The organism is Simplicispira piscis (assembly GCF_054783455.1).
Genome location: NZ_BAAGQN010000016.1, coordinates 91892 through 114366, shown reverse-complemented (window position 1 = coordinate 114366; position 22475 = coordinate 91892). Strand labels below are relative to the sequence as shown.

24 protein-coding genes are annotated in these 22475 nt (G+C 62.3%); 13 read left to right on the top strand and 11 right to left on the bottom strand.

Going from position 1 to position 22475, the window contains the following annotated elements:
- Positions 1-170 precede the first annotated feature (170 nt).
- On the bottom strand, positions 171-806 hold the full coding sequence (locus tag ACYVOC_RS12500) for a cation transporter (protein WP_461162023.1): 636 nt from the start codon (positions 804-806) through the stop codon (positions 171-173).
- A gap of 69 nt (positions 807-875) precedes the next feature.
- Between ACYVOC_RS12500 and ACYVOC_RS12495 the strand changes: the two genes are divergently transcribed.
- The 4 genes from ACYVOC_RS12495 to ACYVOC_RS12480 all read left to right on the top strand — a co-directional run bounded on the left by ACYVOC_RS12495 (position 876) and on the right by ACYVOC_RS12480 (position 3925).
- The gene (locus ACYVOC_RS12495; RefSeq protein WP_461162022.1) at positions 876-1340 is read left to right on the top strand and encodes a Cd(II)/Pb(II)-responsive transcriptional regulator; all 465 of its coding nucleotides are present in this window, start codon (positions 876-878) and stop codon (positions 1338-1340) included.
- A 103-nt stretch (positions 1341-1443) separates the two neighbouring features.
- Positions 1444-2244: an MlaE family ABC transporter permease gene (locus ACYVOC_RS12490; protein WP_461162021.1), complete on the top strand. Its 801-nt coding sequence runs from the start codon at positions 1444-1446 to the stop codon at positions 2242-2244.
- A 20-nt stretch (positions 2245-2264) separates the two neighbouring features.
- Positions 2265-3248 carry an MlaD family protein gene (locus ACYVOC_RS12485; protein WP_461162020.1) on the top strand — a complete coding sequence of 328 codons (984 nt, stop codon included), beginning with the start codon at positions 2265-2267 and terminating at the stop codon, positions 3246-3248.
- Positions 3245-3925, top strand: a complete 681-nt coding sequence (locus ACYVOC_RS12480; RefSeq protein ID WP_461162019.1) for a hypothetical protein — start codon at positions 3245-3247, stop codon at positions 3923-3925. The genes ACYVOC_RS12485 and ACYVOC_RS12480 overlap by 4 nt, the downstream gene beginning before the upstream one ends.
- 14 nt (positions 3926-3939) lie before the next feature.
- Here ACYVOC_RS12480 and ACYVOC_RS12475 read toward each other — a convergent pair whose 3' ends face one another.
- On the bottom strand, positions 3940-4101 hold the full coding sequence (locus ACYVOC_RS12475) for a hypothetical protein (protein ID WP_165829121.1): 162 nt from the start codon (positions 4099-4101) through the stop codon (positions 3940-3942).
- Between the two features lie 120 nt (positions 4102-4221).
- On the opposite strand from ACYVOC_RS12475, the gene ACYVOC_RS12470 reads away from it, so the two are divergent.
- Positions 4222-5403, top strand: a complete 1182-nt coding sequence (locus ACYVOC_RS12470; protein WP_461162018.1) for a GGDEF domain-containing protein — start codon at positions 4222-4224, stop codon at positions 5401-5403.
- A 68-nt stretch (positions 5404-5471) separates the two neighbouring features.
- Here ACYVOC_RS12470 and gloA read toward each other — a convergent pair whose 3' ends face one another.
- Entirely contained in the window at positions 5472-5885 is a 414-nt protein-coding gene (gloA, locus tag ACYVOC_RS12465) for a lactoylglutathione lyase (RefSeq protein ID WP_116003929.1), read from the bottom strand.
- A gap of 317 nt (positions 5886-6202) precedes the next feature.
- Complete coding sequence (locus ACYVOC_RS12460; protein ID WP_116006029.1) at positions 6203-6547, bottom strand: ArsR/SmtB family transcription factor; 345 nt, start codon at positions 6545-6547, stop codon at positions 6203-6205.
- A 134-nt stretch (positions 6548-6681) separates the two neighbouring features.
- Between ACYVOC_RS12460 and ACYVOC_RS12455 the strand changes: the two genes are divergently transcribed.
- From ACYVOC_RS12455 to ACYVOC_RS12440, 4 genes are read left to right on the top strand one after another with little or no spacing between them, the layout of a single operon-like run.
- Positions 6682-6891 (top strand): YgaP family membrane protein, encoded by a 210-nt coding sequence (locus tag ACYVOC_RS12455; protein ID WP_116003930.1) that lies wholly within the window; start codon positions 6682-6684, stop codon positions 6889-6891.
- A 15-nt stretch (positions 6892-6906) separates the two neighbouring features.
- Entirely contained in the window at positions 6907-7212 is a 306-nt protein-coding gene (locus ACYVOC_RS12450; RefSeq protein ID WP_461162017.1) for a rhodanese-like domain-containing protein, read from the top strand.
- A 33-nt stretch (positions 7213-7245) separates the two neighbouring features.
- Entirely contained in the window at positions 7246-7692 is a 447-nt protein-coding gene (locus tag ACYVOC_RS12445; protein ID WP_116003932.1) for an OsmC family protein, read from the top strand.
- Positions 7693-7744: 52 nt separating this feature from the next.
- Entirely contained in the window at positions 7745-7939 is a 195-nt protein-coding gene (locus ACYVOC_RS12440; RefSeq protein WP_116003933.1) for a YgaP family membrane protein, read from the top strand.
- Positions 7940-8059: 120 nt separating this feature from the next.
- Here the strand turns inward: ACYVOC_RS12440 and bioB are convergent, their stop codons facing one another.
- The 6 genes from bioB to scpA all read right to left on the bottom strand — a co-directional run bounded on the left by bioB (position 8060) and on the right by scpA (position 17197).
- Complete coding sequence (gene bioB, locus ACYVOC_RS12435) at positions 8060-9088, bottom strand: biotin synthase BioB (RefSeq protein ID WP_461162052.1); 1029 nt, start codon at positions 9086-9088, stop codon at positions 8060-8062.
- 380 nt (positions 9089-9468) lie between these two features.
- Positions 9469-9945, bottom strand: a complete 477-nt coding sequence (locus ACYVOC_RS12430) for a VOC family protein (protein ID WP_116003934.1) — start codon at positions 9943-9945, stop codon at positions 9469-9471.
- Between the two features lie 130 nt (positions 9946-10075).
- Positions 10076-12124: an acetyl-CoA carboxylase biotin carboxylase subunit gene (locus ACYVOC_RS12425; protein ID WP_461162016.1), complete on the bottom strand. Its 2049-nt coding sequence runs from the start codon at positions 12122-12124 to the stop codon at positions 10076-10078.
- A 306-nt stretch (positions 12125-12430) separates the two neighbouring features.
- The gene (locus tag ACYVOC_RS12420; protein WP_116003938.1) at positions 12431-13963 is read right to left on the bottom strand and encodes an acyl-CoA carboxylase subunit beta; all 1533 of its coding nucleotides are present in this window, start codon (positions 13961-13963) and stop codon (positions 12431-12433) included.
- A 40-nt stretch (positions 13964-14003) separates the two neighbouring features.
- On the bottom strand, positions 14004-15032 hold the full coding sequence (gene meaB / locus ACYVOC_RS12415; protein ID WP_461162015.1) for a methylmalonyl Co-A mutase-associated GTPase MeaB: 1029 nt from the start codon (positions 15030-15032) through the stop codon (positions 14004-14006).
- A complete protein-coding gene (gene scpA / locus ACYVOC_RS12410) occupies positions 15029-17197 on the bottom strand; it encodes a methylmalonyl-CoA mutase (RefSeq protein ID WP_461162051.1) in 2169 nt (722 codons plus the stop codon). The genes meaB and scpA overlap by 4 nt, the downstream gene beginning before the upstream one ends.
- 120 nt (positions 17198-17317) lie before the next feature.
- On the opposite strand from scpA, the gene ACYVOC_RS12405 reads away from it, so the two are divergent.
- The 3 genes from ACYVOC_RS12405 to ACYVOC_RS12395 all read left to right on the top strand — a co-directional run bounded on the left by ACYVOC_RS12405 (position 17318) and on the right by ACYVOC_RS12395 (position 20734).
- A complete protein-coding gene (locus tag ACYVOC_RS12405) occupies positions 17318-17953 on the top strand; it encodes a GntR family transcriptional regulator (protein ID WP_116003939.1) in 636 nt (211 codons plus the stop codon).
- A gap of 127 nt (positions 17954-18080) precedes the next feature.
- Positions 18081-18779, top strand: coding sequence for a DUF3334 family protein (locus tag ACYVOC_RS12400; protein WP_116003940.1), 699 nt, complete (start codon positions 18081-18083; stop codon positions 18777-18779).
- A gap of 101 nt (positions 18780-18880) precedes the next feature.
- Positions 18881-20734 (top strand): AMP-dependent synthetase/ligase, encoded by a 1854-nt coding sequence (locus ACYVOC_RS12395; RefSeq protein WP_461162014.1) that lies wholly within the window; start codon positions 18881-18883, stop codon positions 20732-20734.
- Positions 20735-20769: 35 nt separating this feature from the next.
- Here ACYVOC_RS12395 and ACYVOC_RS12390 read toward each other — a convergent pair whose 3' ends face one another.
- The gene (locus ACYVOC_RS12390) at positions 20770-21876 is read right to left on the bottom strand and encodes a saccharopine dehydrogenase family protein (protein WP_461162013.1); all 1107 of its coding nucleotides are present in this window, start codon (positions 21874-21876) and stop codon (positions 20770-20772) included.
- A gap of 140 nt (positions 21877-22016) precedes the next feature.
- Between ACYVOC_RS12390 and ACYVOC_RS12385 the strand changes: the two genes are divergently transcribed.
- On the top strand, positions 22017-22463 hold the full coding sequence (locus ACYVOC_RS12385; RefSeq protein WP_116003943.1) for an Lrp/AsnC family transcriptional regulator: 447 nt from the start codon (positions 22017-22019) through the stop codon (positions 22461-22463).
- Positions 22464-22475 lie beyond the last annotated feature (12 nt).

The following is a 22475-nucleotide window of genomic DNA, read 5'->3' as shown; positions in this document are numbered from 1 at the left end:
CCGCATTAAGGCGATGCTGAATAAGTCACCGCGATGATGCGCGCCGTGCATCGGGATGGGATGCAAGGCGCAAACCGCAGCCATAGCCGCAGCTATGGCGAGGATTTGCAACGCCGCAGACCGCCCGAGGTACGGATGCGCAGCGCGTGAGGGAATTGTTCAGCATTGCCTTAAGCATGCACATGCGCGTCCTGCGCCAGTTCTGCGCGTGCGTGGCGCACCACGCTCCAGCCTCCGCTGATGGCCAGACCCGCCATGGTGGCGGCTACCACCAAATCGGGCCAGGCAGCGCCTGTACCAAACACGCCCAGGGCGGCGGCCATCACGGCCAGGTTGCCCAACGCATCGTTGCGCGTGCACAGCCACACGCTGCGCATGTTGGCGTCGCCTTCGCGCCAGGCGTACAGCAGCACGGCCACGCCCAGGTTGGCCGCCAGGGCCAGCAGGCCAATGCTGCCCATGGTGAGGGGCTCAGGCGTAATGCCCTGCCAGGCGCTCCAGGCCACCCGTCCGGCCACGAACGCTCCAAACGCCAGCATGCTGGCCCCCTTGAGCAGGGCGGCGCGGGCCCGCCAGGCCAAGGCCATGGCCAACACCCACAGCGAGACGCCGTAGTTGGCGGCATCGCCCAGGAAATCGATGGCATCGGCCAGCAGTGCCGCTGAACCCGACTGCAGTCCCGCGCCCATCTCCACTGCAAACATGGCAGCGTTGACGATGAGGGCGATCCACAGGATGCGCCGGTAACGGGGATCGGCGCTGGCCGGGCTGCTGTGGCAATGGTTGTCGTGGCAATGGGCTGACATGGGTTTCTCCGTGATCGGTTGCGGTATCGTTGCTGATTAAAAACCCTGAAGTCACTATAAGGTCAAGCCATGCACCACCAGACCGCCTGTCACCGCATTGGGGAGGCCGCTCGCCGCTCGGGTGTGTCTGCCGCCAACATCCGCTATTACGAAAAAGAAGGCCTGCTCAGCCCCGGTGTCCGCAGCAGTAACAGCTACCGCTTGTACAGCAGTGCCGACATCCACCAACTGCGCTTCATACGGCTATGCCGCGCCATGGACATGTCGCTGGACGAAGTACGCACGCTGCTGGCGCTGGACCTGGCGTCCCAAGCCGACTGCGACGCTGCCTGCGTGACGCTGAACGGCCACCTCGACCATGTGCGCTCCCGACTGCATGAACTGCAAGCCTTGGAGCAGGACCTGCTGGCACTGCGCAACTGCTGCGATGGCACGGGGCCGCAGTGCGGCATCATCGAAGCGCTGCACGCACAGGCCGACGCGCAGTCCCTGCCCGCGGCGCCCCTGGCGGCAGCACCCAAACGCCATGTCTGATTCTGATATTTGCTACATTTTGAATAGCTTAAACCGCATGTAAACAAAGCGCTTCATGCCATTTCGATGACATGGCAAGCGGGCAAGGCGCTATCATGCGCACATGATCTCCCGCTGGCCCGCCTTGACCCTGCACGAGCGCCTGTGGCACGCCATGCACCGCTGGGCGCTGGCCTGGGGCCGCATCATGTACCTGGGCGCGGTGGTGCTGGTGCTGGTGCTCACGCCATCGAGCTATGGCGCGGGCGCGCGGCGCAAATTGGCCCGCCATATTTACGAAGATACAGCCCCCATCCTGCCGGGGTTCACGGTGCTGGCCGCTCTGCTCGGCCTGGTGCTCACGCGCATCGTGGTGGTCACGGCACTGAGCTATGGGCTGACCGCCTATGCGCTGGAAATGGTCATTCGCGTGCTGGTGCTGGAGTTGATTCCGCTGACTGCGGCGCTGTTTGTCGCCATGCGTTGCACCATTCCCAACGGAGCCCGCCTGGCACAACTGCGCCTGTCGGGACACCTTGATGCCCTGCGGCGCAGGGGCGCCGACCCGGTGCGTATGGAGCTGCTGCCGCGCGTGGTGGCCGGCGTGTTCGCCTGCATCACACTGGCGGCGTTGTCGTGCGTGGTGGCGCTGGTCATGGCGTATCTTGGCGTATATGGTTTCAATCTGGCGGGCCTGCCCAGCTACACCCGCATGTTCGGCCATGTGTTCTCACCGGCCGTCACGCTGGTGTTCGGCATCAAAACCCTGCTTTCCAGCCTGGCGGTTGCCTTGATCCCCATGACCGCCGGCATGTACGACGCAGGCGAGGGCGCCCAACAAGACACTGAACTGGGCGGACTGGCCCGCATGTTTGCCGTGTTGCTGCTGATTGAAGTGGCATCGCTCGTAGGCAACTACTATTGATATTGAGGAAACCGGCGCCCATGCAAGACCCCGCACCACAGCCACCAGCCGCCATGGCCGAGGACGGCCTGCGCCCCGTGGCGCACCTGGAACTCAAGGCCATGGCGTTAATGCTCTTTACGCTGGCCCTGATCGTGGGATCGGCCGTGTACCTGCTGTACGCGCGGGGGGCGTTCGAACCCACGCAAACCCTGGTGCTCACCGCCGACGATTCCGAGGGTGTCGTGGTGGGCATGGATATGACTTTTTCGGGCTTTCCCATCGGGCGGGTGCGCCGCATCGAACTGGCCGACGAAGGCAATGCCCGCATCGTGATCGACGTGCCACGCAAAGACGCGCACTGGTTGCGCGTCTCCAGCATTTTCACGCTGGTGCGCGGCGTGGTGGGCGGCACCAATATCCGCGCTTACAGCGGTATCTTGCAGGATCCGCCGTTGCTCGATGGCGCAGAGCGCCCCGTGCTAAAGGGCGATGCCACGGGCGAGATCCCGCAACTCATGGCCGAGGCACGCACCTTGCTGGGCAACCTTAACGCACTCACCGCCGAAGACTCGGCTCTGGGTGCCAGCATGGCCAACGTGAAAGAGCTGACCGATCGACTCAAGGGCCCGGGCGGCGCTCTCAAGGTGCTGATGGGCAACGAGCAGGATGCCCGCAAGATTGTTGCAACACTGGACCGCACCAACGCGCTGCTGGCACGCATTGATGGCATGGCCGCCAAGGCAGATACCCAGGTGTTTGGCCCTGGTGGCGTGCTGCCTGAAGTGCAGGCCACCGTGGCGCAACTCGGGGGCCTGCTGGCCGATACCCGAGCGAGCCTGAAAAAGGTCGATGCCGTGCTGGCCGAGGCCCAGGCCGTGGGTGCCAACGTGCGCGAAGGCACGGCCGACCTGGGGGCGCTGCGCGCTGAGGTCGAATCCAGTCTGCGCAAAATTGACGGGCTGGTGAACGAAGTCAACCGCAAATGGCCTTTTGCCCGTGATACGGAGTTGAAACTCCCATGACACCCACCACACAACACCTTCTGTGGCGCCCGTGGGGCCTGTGCCTGGCGCTGGCCCTGGCAGCGTGCTCCAGCAAACCACCCGTACCTGACTGGCAAATGAACGCGTATGGTGCAGCACAAAAGGCTGTGCAAGCCTATCTGGCCGGCGAGACCCGCGTGGCCACACTGGAGTTTGCCCGTGCGCGCCAAGAAACGGCCCGTACCGGGCAACCCGGACTGCTGGCGCAGGTGCATCTGCTGGAATGCGCTGCCCAGGTCGCCAGCCTTGAAATGAAACCCTGCAGCGCGTTCGAAGCACTGCGCCTCGACGCGAGCGCGGCGCAAGTGGCTTATGCCGACTACCTTGCTGGAACGCTGCCCGCCTCGGCGGCGGCCTTGCTCCCGCAAAGCCAGCAGGCCGTAGCAACCGCCACGGATGCCAACGCGGCAACGGCGCTGGCGGCCATCTCTGACCCCATGTCACGTTTGGTGGCGGCGGGTGTGCTCCTTCGCACTGGCCATGCCCATCCACAAACCATGCAACTGGCCACGGACACCGCTTCCGCCCAGGGCTGGCGTCGCCCGCTGCTCGCCTGGCTGCTCTTGCAAGCCCAGCGCGCTGAACAGGCGGGTCAGAGCGATGCCGCAGCGCAATTGCGCCGACGCATTGCGGTGGTGGAGCAGGGCGGGGGGTAAAACGGGAAGGCGCGTCAGTCGCTGACCGCCATTTTCAGCACCAGCCCCAGACCGTCCACACTGCCTGCCATGGAATCGACCGACTGCACCGTCGCCTCAGGCAGCAGCAATGCAGCAGATGCCACCAGGGCCAGCACCACGGCAAGCGCAAACGCGGCGACTGCGCGTAATGGCACAGGGGGTTGCTGGGGTGAACGAAGTCTGCAAGGCATGGTGAACTTATTACAGCAACGATCGCCCGCTGTGGCTGTCAGACAAAGCCGCATTGGCGTCGTTTTAAACCATAGGAGTCGTTCGTGAACCAGTCCAGGGAAAGGGCAAGCCAGCGCAGCGTGCCAACCCCACCACCGGCCGAGGGTCTGCATGCGCTGCGACTGGGTTTTGAAGACAGACTGGAAGAGGATTTCCGGCGCTACCACCAGGGCGTCTTTTTGCTGCGCATGCGCTGGGCCCTGCTGGTGGCCATGGCTTTGTTTCTGTTGTTTGCCGTGCTCGATGCCATCAGCCTGCCCACCCAGGTACGCAACGCCATCCTGGCCTTGCGCCTGGGCCTGATGCTGCCGGTGCTTTTTCTGACCTGGTTGGCCACCTACCAGAGTCGGCTGCACCAACACTTGCAGTCGCTTGTCTCCATTGCGGCCTTGACCTGCGGTCTGGGCGTGGTGGGCATCATCTGGGTGGCCCGGGTACATGCCTTTGCACTGCCCTATGAAGGCATCATCCTGGTCACGTTCTTCTTCTATTTTTTGACCGGGCTCCGCTTTTGGCCAGCGGTGCTGTGCGGCTGGGCGACGTACATGGCCTATCTAGGCATGGAACTGCACACCGGCTTGGCAGGCAATGTGCTGCTGTACAACGCCTTCTTCCTGGGCACAGCCAATGTCATCGGCACGGTCGGCAACCATTTTCTGGAATCGGCCATGCGCCAGAATTTTCTGTCGCAAAAGCAGTTGCAGGACATGGCGGAGAAAGACTTCCTGACGGGTTTGCTCAACCGCCGCGCCTTCAGTACACGGGCCAACTGCACCTGGCGCCAGGCGGTGCGCGAAAAACATGCGCTGGGCGTCGTCATGATGGATGTGGATTTTTTCAAACGCTATAACGACCACTATGGCCATGCCGAAGGCGACGAAACCCTGAAGAAAGTAGCGCAGGTGGTCGGCAGCCACGCCCGCCGCCCCCTGGACATCGTTGCCCGCTACGGTGGCGAGGAGTTCGTCGGCCTTTGGTACAACCTGAGCGAAGCCCATATGCGGTCCATTCTGGAGAGCCTGCGTGACGACATCGCCGCACTACAGATTCCCCATGCCGCATCCGATGGTGCGCCCCATGTCAGCCTGAGCATCGGGCTGGCCTACCTGCAGCCACAGGCCGACCAAACCCTGGACGATGCACTGCGACTGGCCGACGTAGCCCTGTACCTTGCCAAGGAACAGGGACGCAACCGCGTGGTTATCAAAACGCCGGAAGTGCGTTGAAAAATTTTAGTTAAAACTGGCTCTAACGCTTACTGGTAAAGCGCCAGCAGCTATCAAATAAAGAGTTTTCAGCGCAGTCCAGCACCGTGTTCACCTTCAGCCCGCTGGATCAACTCGATCTTGTAACCATCGGGGTCGGTCACAAACGCAATCACGGTGCTGCCGCCTTTGACAGGACCCGCCTCGCGGGTCACGTTGCCGCCTGCGGCCTTGATCTTGTCGCAGGCCGCATAGGCATCGGGCACGCCCAGGGCAATATGGCCATAGGCATTGCCATGGTCGTAGCTCTCGGTACCCCAGTTGTAGGTCAGCTCGATCTCGGCCTGGCCGGGGTTGCCCCCCTCAAAGCCCAGGAAGGCGAGCGAGTATTTGTAGTCGGGGTTCTCAGACTGGCGCAGCAGTTGCATGCCCAGTACCTGGGTATAGAAGTCGATGGAGCGCTGGAGATTGCCAACGCGCAGCATGGTGTGCAGGATTCTCATGTTCGTGATTGTGCCGTGAGATCAAAAACCAGGCAGACCGCTTCAACGACAAATCCGGTCTGGGAAGAAAGCGTCCATTCGGGGGGCATGCCAGCCAGTACGCTTGATCTCCATCTTCCGTTTAACTAGATACGATGTATATTATGTTAATTTTTAAAAAAGAAACCCCATCGCTACTCACAGTTTTACATTCCTGCCACGGCCCTGGGTGCCGCCCTGGGTCAGAACGGCTCCTGCGCATTTACGAAATGCAAGTCGACAAACCGTGGCCGACGCGCCACAGTGTTCTGGAACACCAGAGAGGCTTTGTGGTCGCCTTAAGCGACACCCTTGCCAAACATCGCATGCTGTTGTTTGGCCGTGCGTTCGTACTGGCGCGCAATGCTGTCGCAGACAAGGTCACACAGCGCATACACCGACGGGTCTGCGATGCGGTAGTACACGCTGGTGCCTCGACTTTCGCGCTCGACAAAGCCCTGTTGCGTCATCAGGCTCAGGTGGCGCGAGACGTTGGCTGCCGTGTAGCCGCACAACTGGGCCAACTCGCCCACGTTGCGCTCGCCTTCACGCAAAAGGTTCAGGATGCGCAGGCGCGTGGGCTCCGCCAGCGTCTGAAAGTACGCGGCAACTTGCGTGATGGCTTCTGGGGGCAGGTTCTTCATGGCAAATTTGCTGGGGGTCAAGGCCATTCGATCGGTTGAACACCACATCTGTTCCGGCCTGCCCACATAATACGCCAGTTGACTATTTAGTTGTTTGGCTAAATAATCACATCAACAAAACAGTGAGGTATCCCATGAAATCCTGGCAAATTGTCCGTTTGGTCGCAGGCCTGTTCATTCTTCTCTCGTTGGCGCTGGGCATTCCCGGCAGCCCCATCTTTGTCAGCCAATGGTGGTTGGCCTTTACCGCCTTTGTGGGTCTCAACATCATGCAAAGCGGGCTGACCAAATGGTGTTTGATGGAAACCATGCTGCGCAAGCTCGGTGCACAGCCCGGCTGCTGATCCAAAGACTGCGCCATGACCCTGTTGCACGAATCCCCTCAGCCGCCCCCTGCCCCTACGCTGGTGGATGTGCGCTCGCGTCTCGAGTTCGAATCGGGGCATGTGGATGGCGCAGTGCATTTACCGCTCGAGCGCCTGGCGCAGGATGCGCCCTTGCTGCTGCCCGACAAGACTGCGCCGATGGTGCTGTACTGCCTGTCGGGTGCGCGCTCAGGCATGGCCTTGCAATGGATGCGCCAGTTGGGCTATACCCAAGCGGTCAATGGCGGCTCAGTGGGCGCCGTGGCATTGCAGACAGGACGCGGCATCCGCCGTCTCTGACCTCTTGAACACTCCAACGATAAAGGCTTTGGCATGAGCGATAACCTGGTTCAAATCACCCTGCGGCAGCAAAAAGACTACCAATTCAACGTGGATTTTGGCAATGGCATTGCCGTCCTGGCGGCCGATGAGCCAGCGCCGCTGGGCGGCGGGCAGGGGCCGTCGCCGGTCCAATTGCTGGCCGCTGCCGTGGGCAACTGTCTGTCCGACTCGCTGCTGTTTGCGCTGCGCAAGTTCAAACAAGCCCCCGAGCCGATGGAATGCACGGTGACCGCCGAAGTGGGCCGCAACGAAGAAAAGCGCCTGCGCGTGCTCAAGATGACGGCCGTACTGAAGCTGGGGGTGGCTGCAGCTTCGTTGCAGCACCTGGATCGGGTGCTGGACCAGTTTGAGGCGTTCTGCACCGTGACGCAAAGTGTGGGCCAGGGTATTGCGATCGAGCTGCAGGTCATTGATGCCGAGGGCGTGCGCCTGAAATGAATCCAAACGGCGCCTCTCCACGGGTCGCCACCATCAACTAAGGGGAAATGAAATGTCAATCAATGTGGGAAGCTGGGATCGTGTTCTGCGTGTGGTGGTAGGCCTGGTGCTGATTGGCCTGGCCGCTACCGGCACGGTGGGTTTGTGGGGCTGGATTGGTGTAGTGCCTGTGGCCACAGGCCTGTTTGGTTTCTGCCCGGCCTATACGCTGCTGGGCATCAAGACCTGCCCGATGAAGAAACCTTAATCTAGTAAAAAGAGCTTCTAGCGCTTTATAAATAAGCGCTTATAGCTCTGTTTTTAGTAGCAAAAAACGGCCGACACCCCATTGGTGTGGCCGTTTTTTTGCGCCCACCTTCCCTGTCTGTCAGGCCGCAACACCTTCTGCGCACTGGCAATTGCCGCCACAGCCGCTGGCTGCAACAGCGCCTGCAAGGGGTGCCTTCGTGGTCTGGTGGCTTTTCAGCCCCAGTTTATGCAGCAATTGCCTATCGGCGCCCGCATCGGGGTTGCCCGTCACCAGCAGTTTTTCCCCATAAAAGATGGAATTGGCCCCGGCCATGAAGCACAGGGCCTGCACGGCCTCGCCCATTTGCTGGCGCCCGGCCGAGAGGCGCACGCGCGCCTGGGGCATGGTGATGCGGGCCACAGCGATCATGCGCACAAAATCGAAAGGGTCGATAGGGTCGCTGTCGGCCAGCGGCGTGCCGGGAACGCGCACCAGGTTGTTGATGGGTACTGAATCCGGGTAAGGGTTGAGGTTGGCCAGCTGTGCAATCAGACTGGCGCGGTGCACCGGCGCTTCGCCCATGCCCACGATGCCGCCGCAGCACACGCTGATACCGGCGGCGCGCACATGCTGCAAGGTATCGAGCCGGTCCTGGTACTGGCGGGTGCTCACCACGTCCTGGTAGTACTCGGGCGCCGTGTCCAGGTTGTGGTTGTAATAGTCCAGCCCCGCTTGCTTGAGCGCCTGCGCCTGGTGCGATTCAAGCATGCCCAGCGTGGCGCAGGTTTGCAGGCCCAGCCCTTTGACGGCGCCAATCAGCGCGGCCACTTTTACAATGTCGCGGTCTTTGGGGGCACGCCACGCAGCGCCCATGCAAAAGCGTGTGGCACCCGCATCTTTGGCGGCCTGCGCGGCGCGCAACACTTCGTCCACTTCGAGCAGTTTTTGTGCCTTTACGCCCGTATCGAACTCGGCCGACTGGGGGCAGTAGCCGCAGTTTTCGGGGCACCCACCTGTTTTGACCGATAGCAGTGCCGCCAACTCAATGTCACCGGCAGGCCAGTGCTGGCGGTGCACGGTCTGGGCTTCGAACAACAGCTCCAGCAAGGGTTTGTCGAGCAGGGACTGTACGGCGTCCACTGTCCAGGGGCCCTGGGGGGGCGGCATTTGGACGGGCAGATGCACCTGCACGGGTTGATGGATTGGTGGGGTTTTCACAGAGACTCCTTTGAAGATGAAGGCTACCTGGAGGTGCAACATAAGTCGCAAATCACGCCAACATTTATGGGCACTAGCACACCAGTTTCAGAACATTTTGCCTTTTGAAACAGTCTGAATGTGCGCCACAAAGTAACAAATACTGCCAAATAAAAGCCACCAAAAGTACACCCATCTCAACGCAAAATCACCCTGAAATGAAGGGAGATGACCACACAATCGCCGCCGTTGCAGCAGCGTCGCGCTTCGTCGCGCAACGTGCGCCGATTGCACGGTAAACCCGATGGGCGTTGCGTGACTGTGCCCTCGGTCAGAGTGAAAGATGGAAATCAGCCCAGGGCAGAAATCACTTCGGGTGGCGCCTGCACCAGCTCGATCAGCACGCCCTCGCCCGCGATCGGAAATTCGTCGTTGCTCTTGGGGTGCAAAAAGCAGATGTCATACCCGGCCGCACCTTTGCGCACGCCGCCGGGCGCAAAGCGCACACCCTGGGCCGTGAGCCATTCCACGGCGGCGGCCAGGTCGTCGATCCACAGGCCGATGTGGTTGAGGGGCGTGGTGTGCACGGCCGGCTTCTTGTCGATGTCCAGCGGCTGCATGATGTCCACCTCCACCTTCCAGGCGCCCTGCCCCATGGCCAGGATGTCCTCGTCCACGTTCTCGCGCTCGCTTTGGAAGGTGCCGGTCTGCGTCAGGCCCAGCATGTCGACCCACAGGGTTTTCATGCGCTGTTTGTCGGTGCCGCCAATGGCCACCTGCTGGATGCCCAGCACCCGGAAAGGACGTTGCTCTGCTGTTTGTGCCATGGTTATTCTCTGGTTGATGAAGCGATAAATGCTTCTGTTTTTATAGCTACTTGCGCTTGATAGATAAGCGCCAGAGACCAAAAAACTCAAAAAAGGGGCGCGAGGCCCCTTGGTATGGAGATGCGGCTGCTTATTGGAATTCCAGAATCACCTGGTCCACACTGAGCGACTCGCCCTTGCCCGCCACCAGCTTGCCCACCACGCCATCTTGCGTGGCCAGCAGGACGTTTTCCATCTTCATGGCTTCGATGACGGCCAGCTTTTCACCGGCCTGCACCTTCTGGCCTTCCTGCACCACCACATCCACCAGCAAGCCGGGCATGGGCGAGAGCAGGAACTTGGACAAATCCGGCGGCGCCTTGTAGGGCATGAGTTGGTGCAAGCGTGCGCCCAGCGGCGAGAACACGATGGCTTCGATCTGTGTGCCGTCGTGGGCAATGCGCATGGCCAGGGGGTTCTTGCCCGCGCCGCGCTCCACCTGGGCCGTAAAGCCCTGGCCGTTGCAACTGCCTTGCACACGGATCTGGCCCAGCGTTGCCGTGCTACTGATGTGATAGCTGTTACCGCCCACGGACACTGCGCTAGAGCCCGATTTGTTCTCAAAATCGGTCACGCTTACGTCGTGGTACTGGTTCTGCCCTAGCGCACCCAGGCTGGCTACCACAAAGGCCTCGCCCACTTTCACCTCGTGCCCGGCCAGCTGGCCGCTGATGCCCGAGGCCCGGGCGCGGTAACGGCGGTGCATGTAAGCGGCCAGCGCCACCAGGAACAGCGGGTCGTCGTGCGGCACGTCCTCGGCCACAAAACCATGCGCATAGTTCTCGGCGATAAAGCCGGTATTGAAATCGCCCGTGACGAACTTGGGGTGTGCCAGCAAGGCGGCCTGGAACGGAATATTGCTGCTGATGCCGCGAATCACAAAGCCATTGAGCGCCGCGCGCATCTTGAGGATGGCGTCGTTGCGGTCGGTGCCGTGCACGATGAGCTTGGCGATCATCGAGTCGTAGAACATCGGAATCTCACCGCCCTCGTACACGCCGGTATCCACCCGCACCCCGTATTTTTTGCTGGGGTCGGCCTGGAACATGCTCTCCTCGGGCGGTGCAAAGCGCACCAGGCGGCCGGTGGACGGCAGGAAGTTGCGGAACGGGTCTTCGGCGTTGATGCGGCACTCGATGGCCCAGCCGTCGCGCTTCACGTCGGCTTGCGTGAGCGGCAGCTTTTCGCCCGCCGCCACGCGGATCATCAGCTCGACCAGGTCCAGGCCGGTGATGCATTCCGTCACCGGGTGCTCCACCTGCAGGCGGGTGTTCATTTCCAGAAAGTAGAAGTCTTGGTCTTTGCCGACCACGAACTCCACCGTGCCGGCGCTTTGGTACTGCACAGCCTTGGCCAGCTGCACGGCCTGCTCGCCCATGGCCTTGCGGGTGGCCTCGCTGATGAAGGGCGACGGCGCTTCCTCGATCACCTTCTGGTGGCGGCGCTGGATGGAGCACTCGCGCTCGTTCAGGTAGATCACGTTGCCGTGGCTGTCGCCCAGCACCTGGATCTCGATGTGGCGCGGCTCCTGTACGAACTTCTCGATGAAGATGCGGTCGTCGCCGAAGCTATTGCGCGCTTCGTTCTGGCAGCTGGCAAAGCCCTCGAACGCCTCCTTGTCGTTGAACGCCACGCGCAGGCCCTTGCCGCCGCCACCGGCCGAAGCCTTGATCATGACCGGGTAGCCAATGCCCTTGGCAATCTCCACCGCTTGCTCGGGGCCGGCAATCGCGTCGTTGTAGCCGGGGATGGTGTTGACCTTGGCTTCAAGGGCCAGCTTCTTGGACGCAATCTTGTCGCCCATAGCCGCAATCGAATGGGCCTTGGGGCCGATGAAGGCAATGCCCTCTTCTTCGCAGCGCTTGGCAAAAGCTTCGTTTTCAGAGAGGAAGCCGTAGCCGGGGTGCACGGCCTGCGCGCCGGTCTGCTTGCAGGCCTCGATGATTTTTTCGGCCAGCAGGTACGACTCACGCGAAGGCGCCGGGCCGAGGCGCACGGCCTCGTCGGCCAGCTTGACGTGGCGCGCTTCCTTATCGGCGTCGGAATAGACCGCGACCGTTTTGATGCCCATTTTCTGGGCGGTGGCGATCACCCTACACGCAATCTCGCCCCGGTTTGCGATCAGGATTTTGGTGAACATTATTAGCTCCTCAAGCGATGGGGTGGCGTGTAGCAGCCCGCTTCGCGGTCTGTGGCAGGCAATTTATTGAAACGTCCGCTGCGCGGCCGTTTTGCTTCGCCTGGCCGTTGGCCAGAGCGCTGCGGTTGGCAATCAGAATTTTGGTGAACATGATGAATCTCTTTTCAAGGGCTCTTACCCGAAACGTATTAGGTTAGGTGCTGGCACAGCCCAGCGAAGCGGTTGGGGCTAGGCGCCGGACCGCAGGCAGTAGCAGCGCTACGACAAGGTCTGGCAACGACGCCCCAAGGGCTGTGGCAGTGCCGCTCAAAGGGGGATGTTTCCGTGCTTGCGCCATGGGTTCTCCAGCTTCTTGTCGCGCAGCATGACCAGGCTGCGGCAAATCCGCTTGCGTGTCTCGTGCGGCAGGATCACATCGTCAATAAAGCCGCGCGCACCCGCCACAAAGGGGTTGGCAAAGCGCTCTTTGTATTCCGCCTCGCGGGCGGCGAGCTTCACCGGGTCGTTCTTGTCTTCGCGGAAGATGATTTCCACCGCGCCCTTGGCGCCCATCACGGCAATCTCGGCGTTGGGCCAGGCCAGGTTCACGTCGCCGCGCAGGTGCTTTGAGCTCATCACGTCGTACGCACCGCCATAGGCCTTGCGGGTAATGACGGTGACCTTGGGCACGGTGCATTCAGCATAGGCAAACAGCAGCTTGGCGCCGTGTTTGATGATGCCGCCGTACTCTTGCGACGTTCCGGGCATGAAGCCGGGTACGTCCACAAACGTGATGACGGGGATGTTGAAGGCATCGCAAAAGCGCACGAAGCGCGCGGCCTTGATGCTGCTCTTGATGTCCAGGCACCCGGCCAGCACCAGGGGCTGATTGGCCACGATGCCGACGGTCTGGCCTTCCATGCGGGCCAGGCCAATGACGATGTTCTTGGCGTAGTCGGGCTGCAGCTCAAAGAAGTCGCCGTCATCCACCACCTTGGTGATCAGCTCTTTCATGTCGTAGGGCTGGTTGGCGTTGGCGGGCACCAGCGTGTCGAGCGACTTGTCGGCCCGGTCGGCCGGGTCGTTGCTGGGGCGCACAGGCGCTTTTTCGCGGTTGTTGAGCGGCAGGTAGTTGTACAGACGGCGCAGCATGAGGATGGCCTCGACGTCGTTCTCGAAGGCCATGTCGGCCACGCCGCTCTTGGTGGTGTGCGTGCCAGCGCCGCCCAGCTCCTCGGCGGTCACGTTCTCATGCGTCACGGTCTTGACCACATCGGGGCCGGTGACAAACATGTAGCTGCTGTCCTTGACCATGAAGATGAAGTCGGTCATGGCAGGCGAGTACACGGCGCCGCCCGCACACGGCCCCATGATCATGCTGATCTGCGGCACCACGCCGCTGGCCAGCACGTTGCGCTGGAACACATCGGCATAGCCGCCCAGGCTGGCCACGCCCTCCTGGATGCGCGCGCCGCCCGAGTCGTTCAGGCCGATGACGGGTGCGCCGACCTTCATGGCCTGGTCCATGACCTTGCAGATTTTCTCGGCGTGCGTCTCGGACAAGGCACCGCCAAACACCGTGAAATCCTGGCTGAACACAAAGGCCAAGCGTCCATTGATGAGGCCGTAGCCCGTCACCACGCCATCGCCCGGGATTTTGCTGTCTTCCATGCCAAAGTCGGTGCAGCGGTGCTCGACGAACATGTCCCACTCTTCAAAGGTGCCGTCGTCCATGAGCAACTCGATGCGCTCGCGCGCCGTGAGCTTGCCCTTGGCATGCTGTGCATCGATGCGCTTTTGCCCACCGCCCAGGCGGGCCAGCGCGCGCTTCTTTTCCAGTTGATCGAGGATGTCTTGCATGGTCGTCCTTTGAGTGAGCCTGTGTTGTTTGAGTTGCTATTTATTCAATAGCTGACAGCGCTTGTCCTGATTGCGCTGAGAGCAAATTTCTTGCTGCAGTGGAGGCCGCAATGCGCCCCGCTGCTACCTCTTGCTGCATACGCGGCAGCAGGTGCTGCACCTGCGGGTGTCGGCGAAACGCCTGCTTGAGCCCGGCGTCAATGCGCTCCCACATCCAGGCCAGGGCCTGCTTTTCGCGCCGCGTGGCCAGGCGGCCGTTGGCCGTTTGCAATTGGCGGTATTGCGTGACGGCATCCCAGAAACTACCGATACCCTGCCCCAGCAGCGCGCTGATCTGCAGCACCTTGGGGTGCCAGCGCGTGGTGTCGTGCGAGGCGTTGTCGGGGTTGCCGTGCTGGCTGAGGATGCGCAGGCTCGACGTGATTTGCGCCTCGGCGCGCGTCGCGGCCCGGGCGTCCAGGTCGGCCTTGTTGATGACCACCAGGTCGGCAATCTCCATCACGCCCTTTTTGATGGCCTGCAGGTCGTCGCCCGCGTTGGGCAGTTGCAGCAGCACAAACATGTCAGTCATGCTGGAGACTGCCGTCTCCGACTGGCCCACGCCCACCGTCTCGACGATGACGATGTCGTAGCCCGCGGCCTCACAAACCAACATCGCTTCGCGCGTTTTTTCGGCCACCCCGCCCAGCGTGCCGCTGCTGGGGCTGGGGCGGATGTAGGCATTTGGGTTGACCGACAGGTGTTCCATGCGCGTCTTGTCGCCCAGGATGGAGCCGCCCGAGACAGTGCTGGACGGATCAATCGTGAGCGCCGCAATGCGGTGACCTTGCGCAATGAGATACAGGCCCAGCGCCTCGATAAAGGTGGACTTTCCCACGCCCGGCACGCCGCTGATCCCCAAGCGAAAGCTCTTGCCCGTGTGCGGCAGCAGCGCCGTCAGCAACTCGTCGCCCTGGGCGCGGTGGTCGGCGCGGGTGGATTCGAGCAGCGTGATAGCCTTGGCCATGGCGCGGCGCTGCTGGGCGGCGCTGCCCTGCAGGATGCCGTCGAGAATCGCCGCAGGGATCACGCCACTGCCTTGCGAATCTGCTCCAGCACATCCTTGGCACTGGCGGGAATCGGCGTGCCGGGGCCGTAGATGCCCTTGACGCCTGCTTCATACAAAAAGTCGTAGTCCTGCGCAGGGATCACGCCGCCGACAAACACCACGATGTCGTCGGCCCCCTGATCCTTGAGCGAGGCGATGATCGCGGGCACAAGGGTTTTGTGGCCGGCGGCGAGCGTGCTCACACCCACGGCGTGCACGTCGTTTTCAATGGCCTGGCGGGCGCATTCTTCGGGGGTTTGGAACAGCGGACCGATGTCCACGTCGTATCCCAGGTCGGCAAACGCCGTAGCGACCACTTTGGCGCCGCGGTCGTGGCCGTCCTGGCCCAGTTTGGCGATCATCACGCGGGGGCGGCGGCCCTGTTCTTCGGCGAAGGCGTTGATTTCGCCCTTGAGTTGGTCCCAGCCTTCGGCCGAGTCGTAAGCAGCAGCGTACACACCGGTCACCTTTTGCGTATCGGCGCGGTGGCGCCCGTAAACTTTTTCGAGCGCGTCACTGATCTCGCCGCCGGTGGCGCGCAGGCGCACGGCCTTGATGGACAGATCCAGCAGGTTGCCTTCGCCGGTTTCTGCTGCAGAAGTGAGAGCATCCAGCGCTTTCTGCACAAGTGCTGGGTCGCGTTTTGACCTGATATTTTTGAGGCGCTCGATCTGGCCGTCGCGCACCTTCACGTTGTCGATCTGCAGGATATCGACCGGGTCTTCTTTGGCGAGCTTGTATTTGTTCACGCCGACGATCACGTCCTTGCCGCTGTCGATGCGTGCCTGCTTCTCGGCCGCAGCCGCTTCGATCTTGAGCTTGGCCCAGCCGCTGTCCACGGCCTGCGTCATGCCGCCCATGGCTTCGACTTCTTCGATGATCTTCCAGGCGGCGTCTGCCATGTCCTGGGTCAGTTTTTCCATCATGTAGCTGCCAGCCCAGGGGTCCACCACGTTGGTGATGTGCGTCTCTTCCTGGATGATGAGCTGCGTGTTGCGCGCAATGCGCGATGAAAATTCGGTCGGCAGCGCAATGGCTTCGTCGAGCGCGTTGGTGTGCAGGCTCTGCGTGCCGCCAAACACCGCCGCCATGGCCTCGATGGTGGTGCGCACGATGTTGTTGTAGGGATCTTGCTCGGTGAGCGACCAGCCAGACGTCTGGCAGTGCGTGCGCAGCATCAGGCTCTTGGGGTTCTTGGCGCCGGTCTCTTTCATGATGCGGCACCACAAGAGGCGTGCCGCGCGCATCTTGGCGACTTCGAGGTAGAAGTTCATGCCGATCGCCCAGAAGAAGCTCAGGCGCCCGGCGAAGTCGTCCACGTCCAGGCCCGAGGCGATGGCGGTTTTGACGTATTCCTTGCCGTCGGCCAGCGTGAAGGCGAGTTCGAGCGCCTGGTTGGCCCCGGCCTCTTGCATGTGGTAACCCGAGATCGAGATCGAGTTGAACTTGGGCATGTTCTTGGCCGTGTAGCCAATGATGTCGCCAATGATGCGCATCGAAGGCTTGGGCGGGTAGATGTAGGTGTTGCGCACCATGAACTCTTTCAGAATGTCGTTCTGAATGGTTCCGCTAAGCTTGTCTTGCGAGACGCCCTGCTCTTCTGCCGCCACCACGTAGCCCGCCAGTACGGGCAGCACCGCGCCGTTCATGGTCATGGAGACGCTCACCTTGTCGAGCGGGATCTGGTCAAACAGGATCTTCATGTCCTCGACCGAGTCGATCGCCACGCCCGCCTTGCCCACGTCACCCGTGACGCGCGGGTGGTCGCTGTCGTAGCCCCGGTGCGTGGCCAGGTCGAACGCGACCGACACGCCCTGCCCGCCGGCAGCCAAGGCCTTGCGGTAGAAGGCATTGGACTCTTCGGCGGTGGAGAAGCCTGCGTACTGGCGAATCGTCCAGGGGCGCACCGCGTACATGGTGGCCTGGGGGCCGCGCAGGTAGGGTTCAAAACCGGGCAGCGTGTTGGCGTAAGGCAAGTCGGCGGTGTCTTGCGCGGTGTAGAGCGGCTTGACGGTGATGCCGTCGGGAGTGACCCAATTGAGGGCCTCCACATTGCCGCCGGGGGCCGATTTGGCAGCGGCCTTGGCCCAGGCATCAAGGCTGGCGGCGGCGAACTCGGGGGCGTTTTTGTTCTGCGAGTCACTCATGGCGGCAAATTCTCCGGCGGTTGGCATGGCTTGGTTTCAGGGCATTCCCTGTGATGTGAGCAAGTTTACATCATTCATAATTATTCATTCAAAATATTCCGTGCAGCTTACAATCGTTCCATGTCCACTCTGACCCTCACTCCCCGCGCCCTGTACGAAGAAGTGGCCGAACTGCTGCGCCAACGCATCTTCCAGCGGGAACTGGAGCCGGGTTGCTGGATTGACGAGCTCAAGATCGCCGAGGAATTCGGCATCAGCCGCACCCCCTTGCGCGAAGCCCTGAAGGTGCTGGCCGCCGAGGGACTGGTCACCATGAAGGTACGCCGAGGCGCCTATGTGACCGAGATGTCCGAGAAAGACTTGCGTGATGTTTACCACCTGCTCAGCCTGCTGGAAAGCGATGCTGCAGGCGTGGTGGCCCGCGCTGCCAGTGACGAAGATCTGCGCGCATTGCAAAACCTGCACGCCGAGCTGGAGGCTGCCAAGGGGCAGCGCGACCAGTTTTTTGTGATCAACGAACGCTTTCACATGCGCTTGCTGGAGCTGGCCGACAACCGCTGGCGCAGCCAGATGGTGGCCGACCTGCGCAAGGTGATGAAGCTCAACCGCCACAACTCCCTGTTCAAGCAGGGCCGCATTGACGATTCGCTGCGCGAACACCGCGCCATCATGGCCGCCCTGCTCGCCCGCGACACGGCGGCCACGGTGCAAGCCATGCAAAGCCATTTCACCAACGGCCTGGAAGCTGCCACCTGATCCGCGCCCTGGTTCACCGTGGCAGGAAAACCCCGCCAAAGACTGAAACAGGCTGAAACAACTGGCGAGCCTGTGCCGCCTGCCCTATGCTGTGAGCACCAACCACTTAGCGCACGCAGTCTGGCCCATGAAGTCCTCTGAAGAAACCGTTGTTTTTGGTACCGAAGATCTGTTGCTGAGCCTGTGCAACTCCGTCACGCGCGTGCTGACCGTGGCCACGCACAGCGATATCCGCTATTCCGGCATGGTCCAGCGCATCACGCGCACCTGCCTCAAACCCGACATTGGCTGCTTTGTGCTGTTTGATGGCGGCTTCTCTGGCTTGGTCATCATCAACTTTTCAGCCCAGGCCGCGATGGAGTTGTATTCCAACTACCTGCTGAACATGGGCATGCAGCAGAGCGATCTGGCGCGTTCCTACACGGCGGACGAGGTCAGCAACGTGATGGGCGAGCTGATGAACCAGGTGGTGGGCGACTTTACCGGCAAGGTGCACCGCGAGCTGCACACCCACATCACGCAAAACCAGCCCAAGATGCTGGTGTTGAACAAGCAGGTCATGCTGAGTGTGGATGCCAACCTTGACCAGCCCGAAGCGCGGCGCGTGACTTTCTATACCGGCTCCAACAACATCTTCTATCTGGAGCTGGCCATCGACAAGACAGAGTTCGTCAAGCTCTACGATTTCGCGCCCCAGGAAGTGCCCGATCCCGATGCCCTGATCGACCAGGCCCACGAGCGTGCAGCGGCCGCTGCTGGTGCGCCCGCCTCAGCGGAGCCGTCATCGTCTGCCACTGACGATCTGCTCCGCTCCCTGGGCATGTAGACAGGCGGAGCCCCGCCCAGGGCGGGCGGTATGATTTAAGGGTTTTCCCGCGCTCTGGCATCCATGCCAATGCCGCCAGCCCCACCCCATACCGCCCCGAGATGACCACGACCCACACCGACATCGCCTCCGCGCAGACGCTTCCCCAGCTTTTTGCCCGCCGGGCAGCGCTGACCCCCAGCGCGCCGGCTTATCGACTTTTTGACCCCGCCACCCAAGCTTGGTTTGACCTGAGCTGGGCGCAAACCGCCGAAAAAGTGACGCAGTGGACCCAGGCCCTGGTCGCCATGCAGCTGCCCCACGGCGCGCGCGTGGCCATCTTGCTGCCCAACGGGCTGCACGCCGTGTGCGCCGACCAGTCCACCCTGGCTGCGGGTGGTGTGCCGGTGCCGCTGCACGCCATCGACAACCCGGGCAGCATTGCCTACATCCTGCAAGACAGCGAGGCCTCGGTGCTCGTCGTGGATCAAGTTGCGCAGTGGGAACAAATCCGCAGCGTGGGTACGCCGTTTCCCGCGCTGCGCGCTGTGGTGGTGACGGACGAAGACCCCGCCCTGCAGCCCCATCCCGCCAGCGCCAGCGGCCCTGCCCTGGGATCGCTCGCGCAATGGCTGGGCGGTGCAGGGCAAGCCCTGGCCACGCCAGCGCCCACACCGCCGGGTGCGGACGACCTCGCCGCCATCGTCTATACCTCGGGCACCACCGGCAAGCCCAAGGGCGTCATGCTGACGCACCGCAATGTGGTCAGCGATGTGCAGGCCGTGCTGGAACGCATTGCGCCCACCCAGGACGACGTTTTTCTGTCCTTCCTGCCGCTGTCGCACACCTTCGAGCGCACAGGGGGCTATTACCTGCCTGTGGCGGCAGGTTGCTGCGTGGCCTTTGCGCGATCGGTGGCTTTGCTGGCCGATGATCTGAAAACCATTCGCCCCACGGTGCTGGTCTCGGTGCCCCGCATCTACGAGCGCGTTCACGCCAAGTTGCTCGAAATGTTGTCGCCCACGCCCTGGAAAATGCAGCTCTATGAAGCTGCGCAGTCCAAAGGCTGGCAGCGCTTTTGCCGCGCACAAGGCCTGCCGCCGCCCGCACATGACGAAGCACTGGGCGGCTGGATGAACCTGCTGCCCTGGCCTGTGCTGCAGGCCCTGGTGGCACAACCACTGCTGGCGCAATTTGGCGGGCGCGTGCGCGTGGCGGTCAGCGGCGGCGCGCCGCTCTCACCCACCATTGCCAAGTGCTTTCTGGGCCTGGGCTTGCCACTGGTGCAGGGCTACGGCATGACGGAAACCTCGCCCGTGGTGTGCGTGAACACCGTGCACGACAACGACCCTGCCAGCGTGGGCCGTGCGCTGCCGGGCGTGGAAGTGCGCATTGGCGAGAACCGCGAGCTGCAGGTGCGCGGCTCCATCGTGATGAAAGGCTACTGGAAGCGCCCCGAAGACACCGCCAAAACCCTGGACGCCGAAGGCTGGCTGGGCACCGGCGACCAGGCCGACATCGTCGATGGCCGCATTTACATCCGGGGGCGCATCAAGGAAATCATCGTCACCTCGACCGGCGAAAAAATCCCCCCGGGCGACCTGGAACTGGCGCTGCAGTCCGACCCGCTGCTCGAACAAACCTTTGTGGTGGGCGAGAACCGCCCCTTCATCGCCTGTGTGGCGGTACTCAAGCGGGACGAATGGCTGCGCCTGGCCGAAGGCCTGGGCCTGGATGCACAAGACCCAGGCAGCCTGAACAACCCGGCGGTGCACCGCGCCATCCTGGCGCGCATTGAAACCAGCACCGCCAGCTTTCCGCGCTACGCCGTGCCCCGCACTGTGTACTGCACGCTGGAGCCGTGGACGACAGAAAACGGCTTCATGACGCCCACGCTCAAGCTCAAGCGCAACAATTTGATGGCCTATTTCGCTCAAGCCATCGAGGGCATGTACCAAAAGCCCGGGGGGCGCTAAACGCTGCTGAGCCGCGGCCGCATGAATCTAAAACCTCATGCGGCCACGGCCTCCCCCGCGCATTCAGTGGCGTAGGCCTGCCCAAACCGGTTGCCGAGAAAATCCTGCAGCGCCACGGCCTCTTGCCCGACAAAGCCCTTTTGCGGCAACTTGCCCTGGGCCACCAGATCCAGCGCAGTGCAGATCCCGGCGGCCGTGGTGCGCTGGATGGCGCTCAGCCGGTGGCCCGCCACCTCGGTGCCAAGGATGCGGCCCGAATACGAATCCTGCACCAAACGCCCGCCGCGCAGCCCCGAGGCGCTGGCAAACACCACGATCACATCCTGCTCGGTGGTGGGAATGGCCGCCTCGAAAATTTCCTTGAGCAGATCGCGCCGGTCGCGCAGGCGCAGGTCGTTGAGCAGCAGCTTGAGAATGGCGCAATGGCCGGGGTAGCGGATCGACTTGTAGTCCACCTGCCGCGCCCTGCCCGCCAGGGTTTCGGTCAGCGTGCCCAGGCCGCCGGAGGTATTGAAAGCCTCGTATTCCACGCCATCAAGCGCAAAGGTTTCCAGGCCGTCCAGTGCCGCGACGGTGGTGGCCTGGCCGTCCACGATGGCTTCGCAGGGGTTGCAGTATTCATTGATCAGGCCCTCGGTGCTCCAGGTCAGATTGTAGCGCAGGGCACCCTGCGGGTAGCGCGGCAGCGCCCCCACGCGCATGCGCAGACTGTGCAGCTCGTCAAAGCGGCGCGCCAGGTCGTTGCCGACGATGCCAATGAAACCCGGTGCCAAACCGCACTGCGGCATGAGCACGCTGCGTGCATCCTGCGCCAGGGCTCGGATGGCCTGGGTGCTCTGCACGTCTTCAGTCAAATCAAAGTAATGCACGCCGGCCTGCGCGCACAGCGTGGCCACACCCACGGCGCAGTGGAAAGGCAGCGCATTGAGCACGGCGTAGCGGCCGCTGACGGCGGTTTGCAATGCCGCATCGTCGGGAGTGGCCAGTGTGGCCACGTCCAGCACGGCCACGGCTTCCAGGCGCGCCACATCGCGGTCGGCCACCAGAACGTCATAGTCGCCGCTGCGCGACAGCAGCAGCGCCATGGCAAAGCCGATATGGCCTGCCCCCAGGATGGTGATGGAACGGCGGGTCGTGGTCATGGCGTGTCTCCTTGTAGTGTTGGTGGTGCTGTGGTTCAGCTCACTCAATGCTACGGCGCAGTGCTGTCAATGTGTAGCATGTAAAACGTCGAATAACTTGCTAATATTCGTCAAAATAACGAAAACTATCGACACAAGCCATGAACGCCCCTCTGGACGACACCGACCGCCAGCTTCTGAGCCTGCTCCAGGCCAACGCGCGCGAGAGCACATCCACACTGGCACGGCGCCTGGGTTTGGCGCGCACCACGGTGGTGGCGCGCATTGCACGGCTAGAGCGCACGGGTGTGGTGGCCGGCTATGGCGTGCGCCTGGGCGCGCCCATGGACAGCGCCGCCGTACGCGCCTGGTGCAGCCTGAGCTTGCTGCCACAAACAGCGCCCGCTGTGCTGCGCGCCTTGGCCGCCATGCCCGAGGTGGAAGAAGTGTCGGCCGTGAGCGGCCAGTTCGACTACCTGGCCTTTTTGCGCTGCGCCAGCCACGAGCGACTGGACAGCCTGCTCGACCAGATCGGCCAGATGGACGGCGTGCACAAAACGCAGACCAGCATCGTGCTCAGCCGCAAGATCGATCGGCGCAGTGTGTGATGAATACTATTG